Origin of the sequence: Geodermatophilus telluris (assembly GCF_900102745.1) — a bacterium.
Taxonomy (GTDB): domain Bacteria; phylum Actinomycetota; class Actinomycetes; order Mycobacteriales; family Geodermatophilaceae; genus Geodermatophilus; species Geodermatophilus telluris.
The window spans coordinates 762,700-782,850 of the sequence record NZ_FMZF01000002.1; the positions used below are offsets into that span (position 1 = coordinate 762,700).

Annotated in this window: 22 protein-coding genes; 7 read left to right on the forward strand and 15 right to left on the reverse strand. The window is 75.1% G+C overall.

Translation table 11 applies throughout. The features are described from left to right. Window positions 1–2: 2 nt before the first annotated feature. The 8 genes from BLQ97_RS08900 to BLQ97_RS08935 all read right to left on the reverse strand — a co-directional run bounded on the left by BLQ97_RS08900 (window position 3) and on the right by BLQ97_RS08935 (window position 8,733). Window positions 3–1,211, reverse strand: a complete 1,209-nt coding sequence (locus BLQ97_RS08900; RefSeq protein WP_091365228.1) for a glycosyltransferase family 4 protein — start codon at window positions 1,209–1,211, stop codon at window positions 3–5. Further along, the gene (locus BLQ97_RS08905; protein ID WP_091365231.1) at window positions 1,208–2,059 is read right to left on the reverse strand and encodes a sugar phosphate isomerase/epimerase family protein; all 852 of its coding nucleotides are present in this window, start codon (window positions 2,057–2,059) and stop codon (window positions 1,208–1,210) included. Before BLQ97_RS08905 ends, BLQ97_RS08900 begins: the two co-directional genes overlap by 4 nt. After that, a complete protein-coding gene (locus tag BLQ97_RS08910) occupies window positions 2,056–3,531 on the reverse strand; it encodes a YcaO-like family protein (RefSeq protein ID WP_217637106.1) in 1,476 nt (491 codons plus the stop codon). The genes BLQ97_RS08905 and BLQ97_RS08910 overlap by 4 nt, the downstream gene beginning before the upstream one ends. Continuing rightward, on the reverse strand, window positions 3,528–4,502 hold the full coding sequence (locus tag BLQ97_RS08915; protein WP_245691992.1) for an MBL fold metallo-hydrolase: 975 nt from the start codon (window positions 4,500–4,502) through the stop codon (window positions 3,528–3,530). The genes BLQ97_RS08910 and BLQ97_RS08915 overlap by 4 nt, the downstream gene beginning before the upstream one ends. Continuing rightward, a complete protein-coding gene (locus tag BLQ97_RS08920; protein WP_091365233.1) occupies window positions 4,499–5,485 on the reverse strand; it encodes a Gfo/Idh/MocA family protein in 987 nt (328 codons plus the stop codon). The genes BLQ97_RS08915 and BLQ97_RS08920 overlap by 4 nt, the downstream gene beginning before the upstream one ends. 91 nt (window positions 5,486–5,576) lie before the next feature. Then, window positions 5,577–6,602: a class I SAM-dependent methyltransferase gene (locus tag BLQ97_RS08925; protein WP_091365236.1), complete on the reverse strand. Its 1,026-nt coding sequence runs from the start codon at window positions 6,600–6,602 to the stop codon at window positions 5,577–5,579. Beyond that, window positions 6,599–7,513, reverse strand: a complete 915-nt coding sequence (locus tag BLQ97_RS08930; RefSeq protein ID WP_245691994.1) for a hypothetical protein — start codon at window positions 7,511–7,513, stop codon at window positions 6,599–6,601. Before BLQ97_RS08930 ends, BLQ97_RS08925 begins: the two co-directional genes overlap by 4 nt. Then, window positions 7,510–8,733, reverse strand: coding sequence for an inositol-3-phosphate synthase (locus BLQ97_RS08935; RefSeq protein WP_245691996.1), 1,224 nt, complete (start codon window positions 8,731–8,733; stop codon window positions 7,510–7,512). The genes BLQ97_RS08930 and BLQ97_RS08935 overlap by 4 nt, the downstream gene beginning before the upstream one ends. Before the next feature lie 204 nt (window positions 8,734–8,937). On the opposite strand from BLQ97_RS08935, the gene BLQ97_RS08940 reads away from it, so the two are divergent. Genes BLQ97_RS08940 through BLQ97_RS08950 form a run of 3 tightly spaced genes read left to right on the forward strand, consistent with a single transcriptional unit; the run spans window position 8,938 to window position 10,726 of the window. Continuing rightward, on the forward strand, window positions 8,938–9,564 hold the full coding sequence (locus BLQ97_RS08940) for an LURP-one-related family protein (protein ID WP_217637107.1): 627 nt from the start codon (window positions 8,938–8,940) through the stop codon (window positions 9,562–9,564). Next, complete coding sequence (locus BLQ97_RS08945; RefSeq protein WP_091365240.1) at window positions 9,561–10,385, forward strand: glycoside hydrolase family 16 protein; 825 nt, start codon at window positions 9,561–9,563, stop codon at window positions 10,383–10,385. Before BLQ97_RS08940 ends, BLQ97_RS08945 begins: the two co-directional genes overlap by 4 nt. Before the next feature lie 11 nt (window positions 10,386–10,396). After that, entirely contained in the window at window positions 10,397–10,726 is a 330-nt protein-coding gene (locus tag BLQ97_RS08950; RefSeq protein ID WP_091365242.1) for a DUF6204 family protein, read from the forward strand. Between the two features lie 3 nt (window positions 10,727–10,729). On the opposite strand, the gene BLQ97_RS08955 is transcribed toward BLQ97_RS08950, so the two are convergent. The 5 genes from BLQ97_RS08955 to BLQ97_RS08975 all read right to left on the reverse strand — a co-directional run bounded on the left by BLQ97_RS08955 (window position 10,730) and on the right by BLQ97_RS08975 (window position 15,314). After that, a complete protein-coding gene (locus BLQ97_RS08955; protein WP_091365244.1) occupies window positions 10,730–11,275 on the reverse strand; it encodes a PaaI family thioesterase in 546 nt (181 codons plus the stop codon). Continuing rightward, window positions 11,265–11,774, reverse strand: coding sequence for a winged helix-turn-helix transcriptional regulator (locus BLQ97_RS08960; RefSeq protein ID WP_245691998.1), 510 nt, complete (start codon window positions 11,772–11,774; stop codon window positions 11,265–11,267). The genes BLQ97_RS08955 and BLQ97_RS08960 overlap by 11 nt, the downstream gene beginning before the upstream one ends. 104 nt (window positions 11,775–11,878) lie before the next feature. Further along, window positions 11,879–12,652: a succinate dehydrogenase/fumarate reductase iron-sulfur subunit gene (locus tag BLQ97_RS08965; protein WP_091365800.1), complete on the reverse strand. Its 774-nt coding sequence runs from the start codon at window positions 12,650–12,652 to the stop codon at window positions 11,879–11,881. Continuing rightward, window positions 12,652–14,598 (reverse strand): fumarate reductase/succinate dehydrogenase flavoprotein subunit, encoded by a 1,947-nt coding sequence (locus BLQ97_RS08970; RefSeq protein WP_091365246.1) that lies wholly within the window; start codon window positions 14,596–14,598, stop codon window positions 12,652–12,654. Before BLQ97_RS08970 ends, BLQ97_RS08965 begins: the two co-directional genes overlap by 1 nt. An 11-nt stretch (window positions 14,599–14,609) precedes the next feature. Next, window positions 14,610–15,314 carry a succinate dehydrogenase cytochrome b subunit gene (locus BLQ97_RS08975; RefSeq protein WP_245691999.1) on the reverse strand — a complete coding sequence of 235 codons (705 nt, stop codon included), beginning with the start codon at window positions 15,312–15,314 and terminating at the stop codon, window positions 14,610–14,612. A gap of 137 nt (window positions 15,315–15,451) precedes the next feature. Here BLQ97_RS08975 and BLQ97_RS08980 point away from each other — a divergent pair, with 137 nt between their 5' ends. Genes BLQ97_RS08980 through BLQ97_RS08990 form a run of 3 tightly spaced genes read left to right on the forward strand, consistent with a single transcriptional unit; the run spans window position 15,452 to window position 17,381 of the window. Further along, complete coding sequence (locus BLQ97_RS08980) at window positions 15,452–16,060, forward strand: sulfite oxidase-like oxidoreductase (RefSeq protein WP_091365248.1); 609 nt, start codon at window positions 15,452–15,454, stop codon at window positions 16,058–16,060. After that, the gene (locus BLQ97_RS08985) at window positions 16,053–16,802 is read left to right on the forward strand and encodes an FAD-binding oxidoreductase (RefSeq protein WP_245692000.1); all 750 of its coding nucleotides are present in this window, start codon (window positions 16,053–16,055) and stop codon (window positions 16,800–16,802) included. Before BLQ97_RS08980 ends, BLQ97_RS08985 begins: the two co-directional genes overlap by 8 nt. A 48-nt stretch (window positions 16,803–16,850) precedes the next feature. After that, window positions 16,851–17,381: a GNAT family N-acetyltransferase gene (locus tag BLQ97_RS08990; protein ID WP_091365250.1), complete on the forward strand. Its 531-nt coding sequence runs from the start codon at window positions 16,851–16,853 to the stop codon at window positions 17,379–17,381. A 12-nt stretch (window positions 17,382–17,393) separates the two neighbouring features. Here the strand turns inward: BLQ97_RS08990 and BLQ97_RS08995 are convergent, their stop codons facing one another. Continuing rightward, window positions 17,394–18,101, reverse strand: coding sequence for a monooxygenase (locus BLQ97_RS08995; protein WP_091365251.1), 708 nt, complete (start codon window positions 18,099–18,101; stop codon window positions 17,394–17,396). A 23-nt stretch (window positions 18,102–18,124) separates the two neighbouring features. Here BLQ97_RS08995 and BLQ97_RS09000 point away from each other — a divergent pair, with 23 nt between their 5' ends. Further along, complete coding sequence (locus BLQ97_RS09000; RefSeq protein WP_091365253.1) at window positions 18,125–18,946, forward strand: formate/nitrite transporter family protein; 822 nt, start codon at window positions 18,125–18,127, stop codon at window positions 18,944–18,946. A gap of 12 nt (window positions 18,947–18,958) precedes the next feature. Here the strand turns inward: BLQ97_RS09000 and BLQ97_RS09005 are convergent, their stop codons facing one another. After that, a complete protein-coding gene (locus BLQ97_RS09005) occupies window positions 18,959–20,098 on the reverse strand; it encodes a serine hydrolase domain-containing protein (protein ID WP_175471648.1) in 1,140 nt (379 codons plus the stop codon). Window positions 20,099–20,151: the final 53 nt, after the last annotated feature.

A 20,151-nucleotide genomic window follows, 5' to 3' on the forward strand; every position in this document is an offset into this window, starting at 1 on the left:
CCTCACAGCAGGTGCGCCGCGCTCCGGAACCGGCAGGAGAGGTCCACCTCCGGGGGCATCGTCCAGGCGTGCGACGGCGTCGTCCCGGCCACGGCGCGGTACACGTCGTCGATCGCGCGGGCCAGCACCGGCCACGAGTACAGCCGGCGCACCTCCTCCAGCGCCGTCGTCGCCAGCCGTTCGCGCAGCGCGCCGTCGCCGAGCAGCCGGTCCAGCGCGGCCCGCAGCCCCGCGACGTCGCCCGGCGCGTGCAGCAGGCCGTTCTCCCCGTGCCGCAGGCAGTCGACGACGCCGACCGAGTCGGTGCTCACCGTGGGCAGCCCGCTGGCCATCGCCTCGAGCAGCGTGTTGGAGAAGCCCTCGCTGTAGGTCGGGCTCACGAACACGTCGGCCGAGCGGTACACCGCGGGCGCCTCGTCGGGCGGGACGTAGCCGAGGAACGTCGTCCGCCCGTCGGCCCGTGCCCTCGCCTCGTCGAGGTCGGGTCCGATGCCGGAGACGACCAGCCGGACGCCGTCGGGCAGCGCCTCCAGCAGGTCGAGCACGCCCTTGCGGCGGTCGACGCGGCCGTGGAACAGCAGCACCGGCGGGTCCTGCAGCGCGCCCAGCGGCCGCTCGGCCGGGGTGAACCGGCGGGTGTCCGTGGCGCCCGGGACGATCGTGAACCGCGCCGGGTCGCTGCCGAGGTTGCCCACCACCTCGTCGCGGAAGCTGGCGCTGCCGATGAGCACCGCCGAGGAGGCGTCGACGACGGCGCGCATCGCGTGCGCGTGGGTCGTGCAGCAGGTGCCCACCCAGTGCCCGTCGCCGCCCTGGATGCTCACCACCGCCGGCAGCCCGGTCTTCCGCGCTGCGGCCAGCACCGCCAGCCCGGGCGGGTAGCCGTACTGGGCGTGCAGCACGTCGAACGGGCGCTCGCGGTGCAGGCCGACGACCGTGCGGACGATCTCCGCGGTGTCGCCCTCCCAGTCGGCCGGGACGACGGTCTCGCCCCGGCTGGGCAGCGCGTGCACCTCGACACCGGCGGGCACCCGGTCGGCCGGGGGCGGGCCGCCGCCGTAGACGCGGGTGCCGGCCTCGTCGTCGCGGTACTGGCTGACCAGCACCACCTCGTGGCCGAGCGCCACGAGCTCGCGCAGCAGGTTCTCCGCGTAGACGCTCATCCCGCTGACCGCCGGCCAGTAGCGGCGGCTGACGAAGCAGATCCTCACGCGGCCGCCACCCCCTGCGTCTCCGCCTTCCGGAGCGTGGCCATCGACCGGGGCACCATCTCGTGCGCGCGGTGCCCGTCGCGGGAGAGCTCCAGGGTGACCAGCCGGTCGTAGGAGGCGTCCCGGAGCGCGCGCAGCACCGCCGGCAGGTCGACGTCGCCCTCGTCGAGCGGCAGGTGGTCGTGCACGCCGCGGCGCATGCCCTCGACGGCGACCGTGCCCAGGTGCGGCGCGAAGCGGGTCACCGCCTCCTCCGGCGCGTACGCCCCCGCGACGACGCAGTGCCCGGTGTCCAGCGCCAGCGTGGTCCCGTGCGCCTCGGCGGCCAGCCGGGCCCAGCCGTCGCAGTCCTCCACCAGCATCCCGGGCTCGGGCTCCACGGCCAGGGCGTAGGAGCGCCCGCCGTGGCTGTCGACCAGCGCCCGCACGCCGTCGACCAGCCAGCCCCAGGCGGCGTCGCGGTCGACACCCGGCTTCGGCACCCCGGCCCAGAAGCTGACCGCCTCCGCGTCGAGCACCTCCGCCAGGTCGCAGGCCAGCCGCAGGTAGGCCAATCGCCGCGCCCGCCCCTCGGCCGACGCGGTGATCAGCGTGGGCTCGTGCTTGACCCGGGGGTCCAGCAGGAAGCGGGCGCCGGTCTCCACCACCACGCCCAGCCCGAGCTCGTCGCACCGCCGGCGCACCGCCTCGGCCTGCCGGTGGGCGTCGTCGGCGAACGGGTCGAGGTGGACGACGTCGAGGGTGAGCGCCACGCCGGCGTAGCCGCAGTCGGCGAGGAAGGGGAGCGCGTCCGACAGCCGGTGCGAGGTGAGCCCGTTGGTGTTGTAGGCGTAGCGGAGGTCCGTCACCTCTCGAGGACCTCCGCGACCACGTGCCGGCCCGGCTCCCGGTACAGCGCGTACAGCGCCCCCACCCGCCGGTCGGCGCCCGCGCGGTCGAACCAGGCCGGCCCGCCCAGGCGCTCCTCGGCCGCGGCGGTCAGGTGCACCCGCGCCCAGCCGCCGGGGTCGCCGCCCACCGCGGCCAGGGGAGGGTGGGGATCACCGGAGCGCTCGACCAGCCGGCGCACCCCGCGCTCGCCGATCCGGCCGTAGGACATCGTCTCGACCTCCAGGCCGGTCGCCAGCACCTTGGCCGCGACGGCGTCACCGGCCGACGGCTGCAGCTCCACGAGCACGTCGTGCCCGGCGGCCTGCACCGCGCCGACCACGTGCGCGTGCAGGTCGTCCCCGCGCCAGGTGGGCAGGCCGCTCAGCGGCACGGTGGAGCGCCGCGACAGCACGGTGTCCTGCAGCAGGTCGACCAGCGCGCTCGTGCCCATCCGGGTCCAGTCGAGCATCGCCTGCAGCGCGCGGTCCTCCTCGACCAGCCGCTCCGGCGGGTGCCCGCCGCGCCAGTGCTCCAGGTAGCCCGGCGGCGTCGCGGGCAGGACGACGTCGAACGGCCCGTGCATGAACGCCTTGCGGCTGCGCGCCGAGGCGAACTCGTGCAGCGCCTTGCGGACGGCGGTGTCGCGGTCGGGGTGGGCAGCCTCCCCGCACGCCGTGGCCATCACCGGCACCGGCTCCGAGCCGTCCCGCGAGCAGCCGACGGCGTACACGTCGACGACGCCGAACTCCGTCGAGGCGAGCTTGACCACCACGTCGATGCCCGCGGCGTCGAGCCGGTCGAGCAGCGCCCGCGCGTCGGGGTCGGCGATCCCGTCGAGGTCGACGACGACGCCGCGGTCCATGGCGCGGAAGGCGGTGGCGTTGCCGTCGCGCTGCAGCACCTCGAGCAGCGCGTGGGTGACCGCGCGGTCGGCGTCGAAGGCCGCGCCTTGCCCGTTGGTGATGACCGTGGTCAGCCAGCCGCCGGGCGGGGGAGCGCCGGGCAGGTCGTCGGGCGCCGACGCCACCAGCTCGGCGGGCACCTGCACGGTCTCGCCGTCGCGCAGCCGGGTCATCGGCAGCCACTGCAGCGGCCGGTCGTCGTCGTAGGGGCTGCCCGCCTCCAGGCAGAGCTCGCGCGGGTCGGCCACCCGGTCCCGGCCGTACCGGCGGGTCATCTCGGCGTACGAGCCCTCCTCGCGGGAGACGCCCTGGTGCGCGCGCAGCGACAGGGCCATCTCGGCCATCTCGCCCATCGCCCCGGTGCGGGCCTCCTCGCGGGTGGCGCCGTAGCCCAGCCCGCTGCCTCCCGGGTGCAGCTCCGAGGGCGGCAGCACCGCCGAGTGCAGCGGTACGTCGAGGACGTCGATGCCCTCGATCGCGAAGTCCTCGACCGGCGTCGGGAAGCTGTCGCGGTAGCGCTGCGACGGCGTCACGTCGACGGCGGTCACAGCTCGGCCAGCGGGACGGGGGCGGCGTCCGGCGGCCCGGACAGCAGCCGCTGCACCAGGTGCACGACGTGGTCGGTGGTGATCCCCGGGACCATCTCGAACGGCGTCGCGACCACCTCGAAGTCCAGCTCCGCGACGACGGCGAGCATCTCCCGCAGCTCGCCGTGCGACAGCGGGATCTGCGCGTGGAACGCCTTGTGCGCCGACAGCGCCACCGGGTCGCCGTCGGGGGAGAGGTCGACCTTCAGCGAGTCGCCGCAGAAGAGGATCCCGCGGCGGGAGTCGTGCAGCACCGAGTGCCCGGGGAAGTGCCCGCCGGTGCGGTGCAGCGTGAGGTCGGGTGCGAGGGTCAGCACGTCGTCGGCCGGCCAGGTGACCCGGAAGGCCTTCGTCCACACGAGGTCGTGCACGTTGACGCAGACCACCCGCGGCTCGAGCTCCTGCTGCAGCTGCCACAGCGCGCCGTAGCCGTGCACGTGGCTCGAGGCCAGCACGGGGAAGCCGCCCCTCTCGGCGGCCATCCGGCGCAGCTCGGCGAGCATGTCGGCGGTGTACCAGGGCGCGCACTCGAAGCCGACCAGGCCGGTGTCGGTCTCGATCACCCAGCCGCGGCTGTCCAGGCCGAAGCGCGGCTCGGTGCCGAACTCGGTGACGCCGTCCACCGGGGCCGGCCGCCAGAAGCCGGTGACCAGCTCGTCGGCCTGCTTGTCGGTCACGAACTCGAAGCCGTGCTCGGGCAGCGCGTTGCGCACGTCGGCGCACACCGGGCAGACCACGGGCCCGGGCGCCGGCCAGCGCTGCCAGTGCCCGCAGTTGGTGCAGGCGTAGGCGGGCAGGTCGGGCAGCAGGCCGCGGTAGGGGTTGGTGTCGACCCCTCCCTGACGAGCCTGGCTGGACACGTGGCGGGCGCCGTCGTCGGCGGCGGGGTCGGTGGCCCGGTCGATGGCACCGGGCACGTCGGGCGAGCTCACGGGGTCCCTCTCTCCAGAGCGGTGAGGAGCAGGCGGTGCAGGGCGAGGTCACGGGCGGGGTCGAACGGCCACCGAGCGCGGCCCGCGACCGCGTCGGTGAAGGCGGCGAACTGTGCGGTGAACGGCGGGGTGTCGGCGAACGGCACGTCGACCGGGTCGGGGCGGTACAGCGTCAGGGAGCCTCCCGCCGTCTGGCCCATGGTGTCGACGGCGACCGCCATGCCGCGGGTGCCGACCACCTCCAGGCGGCGGCGGGGCAGCGCGTCGGGGGTGTTGAACGCGACGTGCAGGCTCACCAGCACGCCGGAGTCGGTCGTCCCGGTGAGGAGCGCGCCGTCGTCGACGCCGTAGTCGTGCACCCGGGTCTGCAGCAGCGCCGACAGCGCGGTGACGTCCTCGCCGAGCAGCGTGCCGGTGAGGTCCAGGCCGTGTGGGGCGAGGTCGATGGCCGCACCGCCGCCGGCGCGGGCCGGGTCGACCCGCCAGTTGTCGTGCGGGCGGCCGTCGGGCGTCCAGTCGCCGGGCAGCCAGCAGCAGTAGACGATCCGCACCGCGGTGACCGTGCCCAGCTCCGGGACCAGCTCGCGCAGCCGCACGTGCGCGGGGTGCCAGCGCTGGTCGTAGGCCGTGCCGAGGAGGACGCCGGCCCGCGTGCCCGCCTCGACCAGCGCCTGCGCGTCGCCGACGTCGGCGGCCAGCGGCTTCTCGCACAGCACCGCCTTCCCGGCCGCGGCGGCCGCCTCGACCACCTGCCGGTGCCCGGCGTTCGGGACGGCCACGTAGACGGCGTCGAGGCCGGGGGTGGCGAGGAACCCCGCGAGGTCGGTCGTGCGCCGGGGGCCCTCCACCGGCACCCGGTCCAGCGCCGCGGGGTCGAGGTCGTGCAGCGCGACCAGCCGCGCGTCGGGCACGTCGAGCAGTGCGGGCAGCGCGTGGTCGCGGGCCACCCAGCCGCAGCCGGCGACGCCCCACCCGACGCTCACGCCGCCCCCTCCGTCGAGATCACGTGATCTCGCTCGCGGGGAGCCGTACGGACGGTCGAGATCGCGCGATCTCGACCGCCCCACCCGACGCTCACCAGGCCTCCGGGAGGTCGACCAGCAGCCGGCGGCGGGCGGCGTCGGCGGGCAGTGGGTCGGGCCAGCGCTCCGGCAGGTACGACGAGCGCGGCCCGTACTCGGCGGCGTAGCGGTCGCTCGGCCAGGTGCGCACGCCGTCGCGGTAGAGCGGGTTGGGCGACAGCGGCGGCAGCGGCTCTCCCAGGTCGGCGGGCGCGGGCCCCAGCGGGTCACCGGCCACCAGCGCCACCGCCTCGCTGGCGTGCAGGTCGGCGGGGGCGGCCGGCCGCGGCGGGCGGCCCTCGAGCAGCGAGCGGGTCAGCTCGTCGTCGTCGTAGAGCAGGCCGGTGCCCAGCACCTCGGCGTAGCCCTCCGGCGTCAGCGGCTGCCCGTGCGGGTCGGCCACGTGCGCGTGCCCGACGACGACGGTGCCGCCGTCCCCGGCCAGCGCGCGCATCGCCGCCGCGGCCGCGGGCTTGTCGCGCAGGAAGTAGAAGGCGTCGTGGCACATGACGTAGGCCGGGACGCCGACGGCGAGGTCGGGCGCCGCGGTCAGGTCGGCGCACACGTAGCGGGCGTCCGGGCAGACGAACCGCCGGGCCAGCCAGAGCTTGGCCCACACGACGTCGACGCCGAGCAGGTCGCCCGCCCCGCGCCGGGACAGCTCGCGCAGGTGCGCGCCGGTCCCGCAGGCGACGTCGACCACCGGGCGCCGCCCGGGCCAGTGCTGCTGCAGCAGGGCGAGCCCGGCCAGGTGGGTGGGGTCCGACCAGCGGTGGGCGAAGTAGTCGGCCACCCGCCCCATGCCGAGGAGGTCCATGGCCTCGCGGAGCGTGCGCGCGGCGGGGACGCGGGCGAGCTGCTCGGGCGGCGGCGGCGGCTCGGTCCACCAGTCGTCGGCGTCGGCGAGCAGCAGCACCCGGGCCCGGTCGGTCTCCCCGGCGGCCAGCAGCCCGGCGACCTCGTCGCGCAGGTCGTCCCGGCCCGCCCGGGCGAAGGGGATCCCGTCGACGACGGGCGCGTCGAGGAGCAGGCCGGTCACAGCCCGGCCGCCGCCAGCACGTCGAGGTGGTAGCCCTGCACCGGGCCGGCGTGCACCAGCTCCAGGTCGTCGAGCGCCTGGGAGGCGGTGAACGCCGCCGCGCGCGCGTGGTGGTGCACCTGCAGCACCCGGTCGAGGACGTCGGCGGCGTGGAACGCCCGGGCCTCCGGCAGGTCGGCGCCCGGCCGCAGCGCCAGCACCTCGCGCAGCCGGCCGGCCAGCGGGCCCGGCAGCGCCGCGAGCTCGCGCTCCTCCAGCGTCGTCACCACCCGCTCCAGCGCGTTCCCGAGCAGCACCTCGCCGGCGAACCCGGCGTCGGGCAGCACCACGTTGTGCAGGTGGTGGCCCAGGCCGAGCAGGAAGGGCCCGACCGGGTCGGCGCCCACCACCGGCGCGACGAGCGCGGCGTAGACCGCGACGGTGAGGCAGTGGTCGCCGTGGCTCTCCGGCGGTTCGACGACCACCCGCGGCTTCCCCGGCGCGGTGGCGCCGGCCCGCGGCTGGGCGTTGAGCGCGGCGGCGAGCGCCGGTGCCGGGCCGGCTGCCGGCAGCGGCCCCAGCGCCGCCCGCAGCCGTGCGCGCAGTTCCGGGTCGAGCGGGCCGGCGACCTCGTCGAAGCCCCGGCGCAGCACGTCGAGCGCCTCGGCGTCCGACAACCCGGCGGTGGTCAGGACCCCGGCGTCGATGCCGGCCAGCCGGGCGCGGGCGACGGCGGCCGCGGTCTCGGACTCCGCGACCGCGGCGACGTCCTCACCGGCCACCAGCCGCGCCCACGCGCGGGCGAAGGCCTGCTCGGCGAGCGAGCCGGGGACGCCGGCGACGCGGACGCGCTTGGCGTCGCCGATCTCGGCGAGCAGCGGCCGCAGCCCGGCGAGCGCCCGCAGCGTCCCGGGGGAGGCGAGCGCGGTCACCGGGAGGAGGCGCCGGCGGCCAGCCAGTCGAGCAGCGCGGACTCCTGCCGGTGGAAGGCGTGCTCGGGCACGCTGCCGTCGGCGGTCATCGGGGCCTTGAAGAACCAGCCCAGCTGCCGCTGCACGCCGCCCTCGCCGCGCTGCTGCGCGAGGTCGGCGAGCCGGGCGAGCTCCACGGCCAGCGGCGCGGCCAGGATCGAGTCGCGGCACTGGAAGTCGACCTTGACCTGCATGCGCTGGCCGAGGAAGCCGACCAGGTCGATGGCGTCCCAGGCCTCCTTCTGGTCGCCGCGCGGCCGGTAGTAGTCGATGCGGACGACGTGGTCCTCGACCGGGTAGCCCAGGATCGAGTCGAGCACGCTGCCCTTGGTGTTCAGCTTGCTGGCCAGCGAGTCGGGGTCGTCGAGGGCCAGGCCGTCGCGGTTGCCGAGGATGTTGGTGGAGTACCAGCCCTCGACGGTGAGCGAGCGGGCGCGGAAGGCCGGCGCGAGGACCGTCTTCATCATCGTCTGGCCGGTCTTGCCGTCCTTGCCGGCGACCGGCACGCCGCGGGCCTCGGCGAACGCGACCAGCGCGGGGACGTCGGCGGCCAGCGACGGCGTGAAGTTCACGTAGCCGACGCCCTCGGCGATCGCGGCGTAGGCGTAGACCATCGCCGGGGTGATCGCGCGGTCGTCGGCGTCGAGCCCGGCCTCGAAGGCCTCGATCGACTGCAGGGCCGGCGCGGCCGGGTCGGGCCAGCGCTCGGTGGAGGCCAGGTTGACCAGCACCAGGCCGTCGAGGGACTCCTCCTCGCGGAAGCGGCGGAGGTCGGCGCGCACCGCGTCGACCTGCGCGCGGCGCGTCTCGGCGAGGACGACGTTGCCGCCGGTGACGTTGCGGCAGAAGTCGGCGTCCCCGGCCGCCGGCCACGGGATCACCGCCGACAGCGCCGGGCCGGCCTCCTCCAGCTGGCGGGAGTCGAGCACGCCGTGCTGCTCGGCGGCCTTGCGCAGGTCCGAGCCGTCGAGGTCCCACCCGCGGACGACCAGCGAGTCGTAGGACACCAGGCCGGTCGTCTCCTCGGCCGGACCGCCGGCGACCTCCAGCCCGGCGAGCGGCAGCCCGTCGGTGCCGGCCGCCCCGGTCCGGACCAGCTCCAGACCGGCGACGGCGGTCGTCGCGACCGCGCCCCCCAGCCCGACCACAGCGACGCCGACACGACGGGACTCCTGCGACAAGACGACCTCCCCACCCTGGAGGGGTGGCGTCCGCCACCCCTCGCCGAGCCTGGCACAGCGCCCGGGGCCCCGCCGGGTGAACGCCAGATTCTCGTCCGCAACCGAGTGGCCCGCCGTCATCTGTGCAGGTAGGGGTCTCCCGGAGGCCCCGTGGGGGCGCGGCCCGGGCCAGGATGGGGGCTCCCTCCCCGACAGGAGCACGCCGTGACCGTGCCGCCCGCCGCCCAGTCCCAGCCCTCCGCCGCGATGGTCGTGCCGCGCTTCGCCGTCCGTCAGCGGATCACCGTCATGGTCAACCGCTACGAGGTCCGCGCCGTGCAGCCCGACGGCAGCGAGGGTCACCTCCTGGCGATGGCCCAGCAGAAGCGGCTCAAGCTCAAGGAGGAGGTCGTCTTCACCGCCGACGAGGCCCGCACCCGCCCGGTCTTCTCCTTCCGGGCCCGCCAGCGCCTCGACGTGCACGCCGAGCACGACGTCTTCGACGAGTACGGGCAGGTGCTCGGCTCCTTCAAGAAGCGCTTCGGCGCGAGCCTGCTGCGCTCCACCTGGGAGCTGTCGGCGCCCGGCCTGCAGGCGATCGGCCGGGAGCGCCGGCCGTTCCTGGCCGTCCTGCGGCGGATCTGGGAGTTCATCCCCTACCTCGGTGACGTCTGGGTGCCCTTCGTCTTCCACTTCGACTTCGTCGACACCGCCACCGGCGCGCCGGTGCTCGTCGTCGAGCGGCGCAAGAGCATCCGGGACCGCTACGACGTGCACGTCCCCGACCCGCGGCTGGACTTCCGGGTGGCCGCCTCGATGGCCGTGGCCCTCGACGCCCTGCAGAGCCGGTGACGGCCCCTCCCGACGACCTCGACGGCGCCTGCGACAGAAACTCCGGCGGCGCCTTCCTCGACGACTTCGACGGCGACGACCTCGACCGCGACGTCTGGGTGCCGCACTACCTGCCGCAGTGGAGCTCCCGCGCGGCCACCGCGGCGTGCTACGAGGTCCGCGACTCCTGCCTGCGGCTGTCCCTGCCCGACGAGGTGCCGCTGTGGTGTCCCGGTGACCACCCGCCGCTGCGCGTCTCGGGCATCCAGTCCGGCGTCTTCTCCGGGCCGGTCGGCAGCACGGTCGGCCAGCAGCCGGTGCGGCCGGGCGCCGTCGTCCGGGAGGAGCAGCCGGCGCACTGGGGGTGGACGCCCCGGTACGGGCGGCTGGAGCTGCGGGCCCGCGCGACCGTCACCCCGCGGTCGATGGTCGCCTGGTGGCTGGTCGGCCTGGAGGACGTCCCGGAGCGCTCCGGCGAGCTGTGCGTGGTGGAGGTGTTCGGCGACGCCGTCGACCCGGTCGGGGGAGCCGCCGTCGGCGCGGGCACGCACCCGTTCCGCGATCCGCGGCTGCCCGAGGACTTCGCCGCGCCCCGGCCGGGGATCGACGTGGCCGACTGGCACGACTACGCCGTCGACTGGCGCCCGGACGGCGCGACGTTCACCGTGGACGGGCGGGTGCTGCGCGAGGTCGCGGTCACCCCCGACTACCCGCTGCAGGCGATGCTGGCCGTCTTCGACTTCCCCGAGAAGGCGGTGCCGGGGGAGCCCTACGTCGTCCCCGAGCTCGTCGTCGACCGGATCAGCGGGAACCCGGGCGACAGCGGGACGGCGCGCGGCTAGCCTCACCCGCCGTGTCCAGCCGCACCTACCGCGTGGTCGTGCGCGGCGTCCTCGACGGTCTCGACGACGACCGGCGCGCGTGGCTGCGCGACCGGGCCGCCGAGCACGACCTGTTCGCGTCCGCGTTCACCGAGGAGGGGACGACGGCCTACGACGGCCGGCTCGCCGCCTTCAGCCACCGCGTCGTCGTCCGGGTCGAGCCCGGCCCGGACGAGGAGGCCGTGGCGTGCACCGCCGGGGAGCTCTCGGCGCTGCGGTGGCTCGAGAACGCCGGCGTCGGGGCCCGCCGGCTGCGCTCGACGGCCACCTGCACCGACGACGTGCGGGTCCGGCGCCGCTGAGGCTCAGGCCGGCAGCGGGAAGACCAGCAGCGAGCTCGACGCCGTGGCCACCTGCTTGCCGGCCGCGTCGAGCACCTCGCCCTCGGCGAAGGCGACCCGCCGGCCCGGCTTGACCACCCGGCCGATCGCGGTGAGCGGCCCGCTGGCCTGGGTCACCGCGCGCAGGTAGGTGACCTTCAGCTCGATGGAGGTGTAGCCGACGCCGTGCGGCAGCGTGGTGTGCACCGCGCAGCCGGCGACGGAGTCCAGCAGCGTGCAGACCAGCCCGCCGTGCACGACCCCGATCGGGTTGTAGACCGACTCGTCGACGGCGCAGCGGAACTCGACCCGCCCCTCCTCGACGACGGCCATGTCCATCTGCACCAGCTGCGCGATCGGCGGGGGCGGCAGCAGGCCGTCGCGCACCGCCCGCAGCGCCTCCAGTCCGGACAGCTCCCGCCCGCCGGCCGCGGTGACCATCGGGTCGTGCCAGGTGACGGTGCGGGTGCGCGGCTCACCCCAGGACCCCGGGACGGCGGCCGGCGTGCAGGGGATCGCGTCAGTGCTCATGGGCGTGCTCCTCGGCGGGCAGGCCCGACAGCACCCGCCCGGCCGGGGTGAGCACCCGCTCGACGCGGCTCTCGTTCACCGGCACGCCGCACGTCCGGCACACCCACGCGGCCGCGACGGGGTGTGCGGGGTGGCCGGCCGGCGCGTGCTGCAGGCGCACCGGCGGTTCCTCGGCGGCCCACCGGTCGCCCCACTGCAGCAGCGCCTGCAGCACCGGCAGCAGGTCGCGGCCCGAGGCGGTGAGGTGGTAGCCCGAGCGCGGCGGTGAGTCGCTGTACTGCCGTCGCTCCAGCACACCGGCGGCGACCAGCGCGTTGAGCCGGGCGGTGAGCCGGTCGCGGGGGGCGCCGGTGCCCCGGGCGATGTCGCTGAAGCGGTGGTTGCCCAGCGACACCTCCCGGACGACGAGCAGCGCCCACCGCTCGCCCACCAGCTCCAGCGCGGCGGCGATCGAGCAGGGACGCCCGGGGAGGGAGGCCAGGTCGAACGAGGCGGTCACACCGGTCAGTTTGCCGGTCGAACCGACGGAGCGCCACCTCCCGGGACGCCGACGGGCGGGGACCCGTGCAGGGTCCCCGCCCGTCGGCGGTGGTTCCGGCTCGACTAGCTCTTCGGACGCGCGCCGGCGCGCAGGGCGCCGAGGAGGTCGTGGTTGAGCCGCGAGATGTTCTCCATCGAGATGCCCTTCGGGCAGCTGGCGGAGCACTCACCGATGTTGGTGCAGCCGCCGAAGCCCTCGAGGTCCTGCTGGTGGATCATGTTCACCACGCGGTCGTTGCGCTCGGGCTGGCCCTGCGGCATCAGCCCGAGGTGGGTGACCTTCGAGGCGGTGAACAGCATCGACGAGGCGTTCGGGCAGGCCGCCACGCAGGCGCCGCAGCCGATGCAGGTGGCGGCGTCGAACGCGGCGTCGGAGTCCTTCTTGGCGACCAGGATCGAGTGCGCCTCGGGGGCGGTGCCGGTCGGGGCGCTGATGTAGCCGCCCGACTGGATGATCCGGTCCAGGGCCGACCGGTCGACGGCGAGGTCCTTGATGACGGGGAACGCCGTCGCCCGCCACGGCTCGATGTCGATCGTGTCGCCGTCCTTGAAGGACCGCATGTGCAGCTGGCAGGTGGTGGTCTGCGGGTGGTCGTCGAACAACCCGTTGCCGTGCGCGCGACCGTTGATCATGACGCCGCACGACCCGCAGATGCCCTCGCGGCAGTCGTGGTCGAAGGAGACCGGGTCCTCGCCGTCGAGGATGAGCTGCTCGTTGAGGACGTCGAGCATCTCGAGGAAGGACATGTCCGGCGAGACGTCGGTGACCTGGTAGGTCACCATCTTCCCCTTCTCGGCCGCACTCCGCTGGCGCCAGACGCGCAGCTTGAGGTTCATCACTTGTAGCTCCGCTGGGCGAGGTGGACGTACTCGAACTCGAGGGCTTCCTTGTGCAGGACGGGCGGGACGCCCTCCGGCGTCCACTCCCAGGCCGCGACGTACGCGTAGTTCTCGTCGTCGCGCAGGGCCTCCCCGTCGGGGGTCTGGCTCTCCGCCCGGAAGTGCCCACCGCAGCTCTCGTTGCGGTGCAGGGCGTCGACGCACATCAGCTCGGCGAGCTCGATGAAGTCGGCGACGCGCCCGGCGTGCTCGAGGCTCTGGTTGAACCGCCCGGCCTCACCGGGCACGCGCACGTTCGTCCAGAACTCCTGCCGGATCTCGGGGATCCGGTCGAGGGCCTTGCGCAGGCTCTCCTCCGAGCGCTCCATGCCGCAGAGGTCGAACATCAGCCGGCCGAGCTCGCGGTGGAACGACGCGGTGGTGCGGTTGCCGTTGATCGACAGGAGCCGGTCGGTCTGCGCGCGGACCTCCTCGAGGGCCTGCACCGCGGCCGGGTGGCCGGCGTCGACCTTCTCGAACGGACCGCTGGCCAGGTAGTCGTTGATGGTGTTGGGCAGGACGAAGTAGCCGTCGGCCAGGCCCTGCATGAGGGCGCTGGCGCCCAGCCGGTTGGCGCCGTGGTCGGAGAAGTTGGCCTCGCCGATCACGAACAGGCCCGGGATGGTCGACTGCAGGTCGTAGTCGACCCACAGGCCGCCCATCGTGTAGTGGACCGCCGGGTAGATCCGCATGGGGACCTCGTAGGGGTCCTCACCCGTGATCTGGGCGTACATGTCGAAGAGGTTGCCGTACTTGGCCTCGATGGCCGGCCGGCCCAGCCGCTGCATGGCCTCGGCGAAGTCGAGGTACACACCCAGGCCGTTCGGGCCGACGCCACGGCCCTCGTCGCAGACGTTCTTGGCCTGCCGCGAGGCGATGTCGCGGGGGACCAGGTTGCCGAACGAGGGGTAGAGCCGCTCGAGGTAGTAGTCGCGCTCGTCCTCGGGGATCTGCCGCGGGTCGCGGTCGTCGCCGCGCTCCTTGGGCACCCACACCCGGCCGTCGTTGCGCAGCGACTCGCTCATCAGCGTGAGCTTCGACTGGTACTCGCCGTGCACCGGGATGCAGGTCGGGTGGATCTGCGTGTAGCAGGGGTTGGCGAACAGCGCGCCGCGCTTGTGGGCCCGCCAGATCGCCGTGGCGTTGGAGCCCTTGGCGTTCGTGGACAGGTAGAAGACGTTGCTGTAGCCGCCCGTGGCCAGCACGACGGCGTCGGCGAAGTGGGTGCTGATCTCACCGGTGACCAGGTCGCGGGCCACGATGCCGCGGGCCCGCCCGTCGACGACGATCAGGTCGAGCATCTCGGTGCGCGCGAACTGCTCCACGGTGCCGGCGGCCATCTGCCGCTCGAGCGCCTGGTAGGCGCCGTAGAGCAGCTGCTGGCCCGTCTGCCCGCGGGCGTAGAAGGTCCGCGAGACCTGGGTGCCACCGAAGGAGCGGTTGTCGAGCAGGCCGCCGTACTCGCGGGCGAAGGGGACGCCCTGCGCGACGCACTGGTCGATGATGTTGACGCTGACCTCGGCCAGCCGGTGGACGTTGTTCTCCCGCGACCGGAAGTCGCCGCCCTTGACGGTGTCGTAGAAGAGCCGGTGCACCGAGTCGCCGTCGTTGCGGTAGTTCTTGGCGGCGTTGATGCCACCCTGCGCGGCGACGCTGTGCGCGCGGCGCGGGCTGTCCTGGTACCAGAACGACTTGACCTTGTAGCCGGCCTCGCCGAGCGTCGCGGCGGCCGAGCCGCCGGCCAGGCCGGTGCCGACGACGATGACGGTCAGCTTGCGCCGGTTGGCCCGGTTGACCAGCTTGGCCCGGAAGCGGCGCTCGCTCCAGCGCTCGCCGATCGGGACGTCCATCGGGGCCTTGGTGTCGGCGATCGGGTCGCCGACGGTGAACAGGTCGAGGGCCATGGCGAGTGCTCCTACTCGATGATGCCGACGAGGACGCTGAGCGGCGGGATCAGGAAGCCCGCGGTCAGCACCACGGCGAACACCGTGGCGAAGGCGTTGACGGTGCGCTCGCGCGTCTTGTTGCTCTGCCCCAGCGTCTGGGTCGCGCTCCAGACCCCGTGCCGGAGGTGGAAGCCCAGGGCCAGCAGCGCGACCACGTAGACCAGGGTGACGAGCGGGTTGGAGAAGCCGGCGATGGCGCGGTCGTACGGCGTCGAGTCGTGGCCCGCGGGGTTCGCCACACCGAGCGTGAGGTCGAGGATGTGGTAGACGATGAACAGCCCGAGGATGACGCCGCCCCAGCGCATGGTCCGGGAGGCGTAGCTCTGGGCCACCTGCTTGCGCGCGACGTACTGCTGCGGGCGGGCGCGCTTGGCCTGCCGCCACAGCGAGATCGCCGCCCAGGCGTGCGCGACCACGGCGGCCAGCAGGACGACGCGGATGATCCACAGGACGGTCTGCCCGGGGACGGCCGGCTCGCCGATGCGGCGGATCCACTCCGAGTACCCGTTGAAGGTCTGCGCGCCGGCGAAGAGCTTGAGGTTCCCCACCATGTGCGCGATCAGGTACAGGACCAGGATGATCCCGCTGACCGCCATCACGACCTTCTTGAAGACCGAGCTGGTCTTCGCTGCCTTCGGGGTCCTGCGCTGGCCCGAGTGCGTCACCGTCACCACGGCACCAAAGTTAGGCTCGTTACCCACCACTCGGCCATGTGGACACGCAGTGACTCACCTCATGTAAGGGAACCCTCAGCCCAGGTCAGGACGTTGGTGGTCACCCGCCGGGCACACCCACGATCGGAGGAGGACGCGTGGCAGGACCGACCAGGGGCTTCCTCGGACGCCGGCGGGAGCGCGACCCGCGGCTGCCCCCCGGCCAGTACGACGTCGGCAGCGACTGGCCGGTGCTCACCGCCGAGCCCACCCCGCGCATCGCGCCGGAGACCTGGAGCATCAGCGTCGACGGCCGGGTCGAGAACCCGACGAGCTGGACCTGGGACGACGTGCACCGGCTGCCGCCCTCGGAGTACCGCGGCGACATCCACTGCGTGACGACCTGGTCGAAGTTCGACACGCACTTCGCCGGCGTCAGCGTCGACACCCTGCTCGAGGCCGCCCGGCCCACCGCCGACGCGCACTTCGTCATGGCGACGTCGAAGACCGGCTACACGACGAACCTGCCGCTGGAGGACGTCACCGGCGGGAAGGCGTGGGTCGTCTGGGAGTTCGGCGGGCAGCCGCTGCCGGTCGAGCACGGCGGCCCGGTGCGGCTGCTCGTCCCGCACCTCTACTTCTGGAAGAGCGCCAAGTGGGTCACCCGGCTGACCCTGCTGCAGCGCGACCAGCAGGGCTTCTGGGAGCAGAACGGCTACCACGACCGCGGCGACCCGTGGCGCGAGCAGCGCTACCAGGGTGACTGAGCCGGCCGCCGCGCCGGCCGGGATGGGCCCCCGCCGGCTGCGGGCCCCGGCCGGCGGCTGGCGGACGGCGACGGTGCGCGAGGTCGACCGGCCGACGCCGCGCACCGTCCGGCTGCGGCTGGAGGTGCCCGACCGGGTCACCCACCTCGCCGGGCAGCACTACGTCGTCCGGCTGACCGCCGAGGACGGCTACCGCGCCCAGCGCTCGTACTCGCTGGCCTCCGCACCCGCTGACCCGCTCGTCGAGCTGCTGGTCGAGCGGCTCGAGGACGGCGAGGTGTCGGGCTACCTCGCCGAGGTGGTCGAGCCCGGCGACGTGCTGGAGGTCCGCGGCCCGATCGGCGGCTGGTTCGTCTGGGAGGGCGACGAGCCGGCGCTGCTGGTCGGCGGCGGCACGGGCGTCGTGCCGTTCGTGTCGATGCTGCGCACCGCCCGGGAGCTCGGCCGCACCCACCTCCTGCGGGTCGCCGTCTCCACGCGCACGCTCGCCGAGCTGCCCTACGCCGACGAGCTGCGGGAGGCCGGCGCGCTGGTGGTCACCACCCGGGAGGCCTCCGGCATCCGCCCGGCCGGCCGGCTCACCGCGCCCGACCTCGTGCCGCTGTGGGAGCCCGGGCAGACCGCGTACGTGTGCGGCTCGGCGTCGTTCGCCGAGGCGGCCAGCCAGCTGCTCGTCGGCATGGGCGTGCCGGCCGCCGACGTCCGGGTGGAGCGCTTCGGTCCCAGCGGCACGTCCGGCTGACCGGCACCCGGGCGGTCGGGAACCCGCGTCGCGGACGATGATCGGGGCATGACGTCCGCCGTGCCGTCCGCCGTGGTCACCGCCGTCGACACCGTCGACGCGCGCCTGCGCCGCGAGCTGCTGGCCTGCTGGACCGAGGTCACGAACGCCGGCGGCGCGGTCGGGTTCGTCCCGCCGGTCACCGAGGACGACGTCGCCCCGGTGCTCGACGCGCTGCTGGACCGGGTGCGCCAGGGCCGCGAGCGGCTGGTCGTGCTCACCGAGGACGGCGCGCTCGCCGGCTGGGCCGTGCTGTCGCTGTCGCTCTCCCCGCTGCGCCGGCACTGGGCCACGGTGCTGCGGGTGCAGGTGCACCCGCACCGGCAGGGCCGCGGGCTGGGCCGGGTGCTGCTGTCCGGCGTCCACGCCGTCGCCCGGGACAGCGGCCTGGAGATGCTGCACCTGACCGTGCGCGAGGGCTACGGCCTGGAGCGGTTCTACGCGCAGTGGGGCTACCGCGAGTTCGGCCGGATGCCCGGCGCGATCCGGCTGGGCCCCGGCGACGACCGGGAGGAGCTCCACCTCTACGTCCGGCTGTGACCGGCCGGCGACTCAGCCGGCCGCGGGGTCCAGCCCGTCGAGCGTCCCCCGCGAGGACAGCACCGCCAGGCGGGCGAACAGCTCCTCGGCGTACCAGCCCTCCCGCGCGGTCCGCTCGACCACCGCGGCGTGCGGCGCCCGGTCGTAGGCGAAGGCGTTGAGCGCCGCGGCCGAGTCCCAGACGCTGAACGTGCCCTGCAGGCCCAGTGGCGCCTCGCCGATCCCCACGGCCACCCGCAGCCCCGGTGCGGCGTGCAGGTCGGCCGACACCGGTGGCACCGCCGACCAGAACCGGGCCGCCCGGCGCAGCACCAGCCGGGCGCGGGTGACCGCGGCGACCGGCCCGTCCCAGCGCTGCGGCCGCGGGGAGCCGAAGGGCTCGCGGCCCGACCACCGGCCGCGCGTGGCCAGCGGGCGCAACCGCACCGACCACTCCTCGTCGGCGATGCGGCGCCAGCTCGCGGCCACCGGCCCGTCGTCGAGGGCGTCGGCGGCCGCCGCGTCGTCCCACACCGCCAGCAGGCCCCACCGGCGGGGGTCGGCGTCGCGGACGGTGAAGGTGCGCCCGTCGCCGGTGCCGAGCAGCTTGGCGAAGCGCAGCCCCGGCGTCCGGGCCAGCGCCGGGCGGACCGACGCCATCCGCAGCACCGCCCGCGGCACCGCCCGGCCGGGCACGCCCCACAGGTGGACGGTCACGAGGCCGGGGCCGGGTGGGGACACGCCGCCGAGGGTAGGTGTCGCCGGTGACCGACCAGCGCCGCGTCCAGCTCGGCGACACCGACGCCCCCGCCGAGGACGAGGTCGTCGAGGCCTTCGACCGGGTGGTCGGCCAGGGCGCCCAGCGGCTGCACCGCACCTGGCGGGAGGTGCTCACCACCGGGCTGGCCGGCGGGCTGGAGGTGTCCGTCGGGGTGCTCGCGCTGGTCGCGGTCTACGCCGAGACCGGCAGCCACCTGCTGGCCGGGCTGGCCTTCTCCGTCGGCTTCGTCGCCCTCCTGCTGGCGCGCAGCGAGCTGTTCACCGAGGGCTTCCTGCTCCCGGTCACCGCCGTGGTGGCCGGCCGGGCGAGCTGGGCGCAGCTGGCGAAGCTGTGGTCGGGCACGCTGGTGGCCAACCTGGTCGGCGGCTGGGTGTTCCTGTGGATCGTCGCGCACGCGTTCCCGGAGCTCGCGCCCACGATGGTCGAGTCGGCCGCGCACTTCGTCGAGTCACCGCTGGACCTGCGCGCGGTCTGCCTGGCCTTCCTCGGCGGCGTCGTCATCACGCTGATGACCCGGATGCAGAACGGCACGGAGGCCGACGGCGCCAAGATCGTGGCCGCCGTCGCCGGGGCGTTCGTGCTGGCCGGGCTGCAGCTGTTCCACTCGGTGCTGGACTCTCTGCTCGTCTTCGGCGCGATCCACACCGGCACCGCGCCGTTCGGCTACGGCGAGTGGCTGGCCTGGTTCTGGTACACCGTGCTGCTCAACATGGCCGGCGGGCTGCTGGTGGTCACCCTGCTGCGCCTGGTGCGCAGCAAGGAGCTCATCGAGCGGGAGCGCGCGGCCGCCGCCGACGAGGGGTGAGCGCCGCGACGTCTAGCGGGGACCGAAGGCGACCGCCCGGAACGCGTCGAAGACCGCGGGTGGCACGGGCGAGGACCACGCCTGGTTGGTGAGCAGCACCGCGGTGGTGCCGGTGACCGGGTCGGTCCACCAGGTGCTGCCCAGGCCGCCGTCCCAGCCGAAGGACCCGGCGTGCCGGCCGCCGGGCTCGTCGGTGCGCCGGACGCCCAGGCCCAGCCCCCAGCCGCCACCCTCGTCGTCGACCGGGCCGGCCTGCTCGGTGAGCGCCGCCCGCACGGTGTCCGCGCCGAGCACCGGGGCGCCGCCGGCCAGCAGCGCCCGGGCCAGGGCGGTGAGGTCGTCGACGGTGGACACCAGCCCGTCCCCGCCGTCGGGGAAGGGCGGCGGGGACGCCCACTGACCGTCGGCCGGGTCGTACAGCTCCCGCCGTCCGGCGTCGTCCGGGGACGTCCAGTGCGGGCCGAGGCGGTCCCGGGCGTGCGCCGGCACGCCGAAGCCGGTGTCGTGCATCCCCAGCGGCCCGAGCACCCGCTCGGCGAGCACCCCGGGCAGCGGCCGGCCGGCCGCGCGGGCCACCAGGACGCCGAGCACGCTCGCGCCCACGTGGTAGAGCCAGCGCTCACCGGGCTGGTGTGCCAGCGGGACCGACGCCACCCGGCGCAGCCACTCGTCGGGCGGGGGAGCGGCCTGCGGCTGGGGCGGTCCGGCCGGGAGCCCGGCGGCGCCCAGCGCGGCGAGGGTCGGCGTCGGCCAGGGGGCGGTGAAGTCGATGCCCAGGCCGAGACGGGACGTGAACACGTCGCGGACGGTGATCGGCCGCCGGGCGGGCACCGTGCCGGCGTCCGGGTCGGCGGGGTCGACGAGGACCTGCCGGTCGGCCAGTTCCGGCAGCAGCCGGTCCACCGGCTCGTCGAGGCCGAGGGTGCCGTCCTCGACCAGCGTGAGCGCGGCGACCGCGACCACCGGCTTGGTCACCGAGGCGATGCGGAACACCGCGTCCGGCGGGAGCGTGTCGTGCCCGCCGGGGGAGTGCGCGCCGGCCGCGCCCCGGGCCACCTCCCCGTCGCGCTCCACCCGCCAGGCCGCACCGGGCACCGCGCCCGCGGCCACCGCCCGGCCCACCACGCGCTCGACGTCCCGTGCCAGTCCCATGCCGGGGTGACCGCAGCCGGGACGGGGACTCATCGGTGCGGCACCATCCGGGG